This is a genomic window from Mesorhizobium helmanticense (assembly GCF_003034915.1).
Taxonomy (GTDB): Bacteria; Pseudomonadota; Alphaproteobacteria; order Rhizobiales; family Rhizobiaceae; genus Mesorhizobium; species Mesorhizobium helmanticense.
Window position 1 is genome coordinate 1 of record NZ_PZJX01000112.1, and the last position, 1135, is coordinate 1135.

Genomic DNA, 1135 nt, shown 5'->3' on the forward strand with positions numbered 1-1135 from the left:
CAGGGCTATCGCATATGAGCGATAGCATGAATGAGGTAGTCGTCATTCCAGGCGCATTTCTTGATGCGGTGGCTGATGGGAACTTTGGCCTCATCGGCGGCCTGGAGGATGTTTCTGGCGAGGCGATTGAGGAGAGCTGTGTTGGCGGGAGCATTGTCCTTGCGGGCACGGCTGAGATCCTCATCGAGATGGACGTCGAGCATCCAATGCAAGCCATTCTCGATCTGCCAGTGAGCTCTGGTGAGTTCGAGCGCCTGCTGCGGCGACAGAAGCGTGGAGGCCATGAACAAGCGCGTCAGCGGCTTGGCCTGATCGCGCCGGCTGGTGATGCGAATGAAGGCCTGGTGGCCCGGCATCAGCGGCTCGTCCGCCGCCACGATCTCGGCCTTGCGCCACTCGTTGCGGCCGTGGCTGGTCTCGACCCGCTCGGCAATGGAGGGGATGGTGTTGGCCAGATGCTGGTTAGCATTGCGCTGCCAATGACGGCGGTTTCCCTTCAGCGTAAGCAGGTAGTCGCCGCCCCTTTGGGTGATGGCCTCAGCCATGCGGGTGTGGCAGTGGAGCGCGTCGGCGGTGACCAATCTGCCCGTAAGATCAATGAGTTCGACGACCTTGAGCGCGGCCTCGACCTCGTTCTCGCCTTCGCTCGGCGAGACTGCCGCCAGACACAGCCGGGTTTCGGCGGCGAAGGCCGACACCGTCAAGGGTGGACTGGCTGCCAAGCCCTTCTCGTAGGCCCGCCGCAAGGCCTTCCCGTCGAGCGACACCACCTCGGGCATCTCTTGGCCGGCTCGCGCGAAAGCGGCGGCAAAAGCGGCGAAGGCACGCCCGAAGGCCTGCGGATCGAGCAGGCGCAGCAGCCGCGAAAACGTATCGTGGCTGGGGGCGACGTCATAGTCGATCAGCCGCGACAGCGCCGGCTTGCGCTCGTGCGCGAACAGGGCAAACTCCGTCGCATTGCTGGCGCCGCACAGGCTTGCCGCAATCATCATCACCATCAGATCGCCAAGTCGGTGCGTAGCGTTGGGTGCGCGCGGATCAGGCACCGCGCCAAAATAGCTCTCAAGGCAGGAAATGGCAGTCGCTCCTTCGCTCAACTGCCTCTCCAAAGAATCCTTTCTCTGCCTAAACTCAA

At 63.0% G+C, this 1135-nt stretch carries 1 protein-coding gene; it reads right to left on the reverse strand.

Going from position 1 to position 1135, the window contains the following annotated elements; genetic code table 11:
* Nucleotides 1-5 precede the first annotated feature (5 nt).
* Nucleotides 6-1135, reverse strand: a 1130-nt coding sequence (locus tag C9427_RS33545; protein ID WP_245437300.1) for an ISAs1 family transposase, incomplete at its 5' end; no start/stop codon positions are given.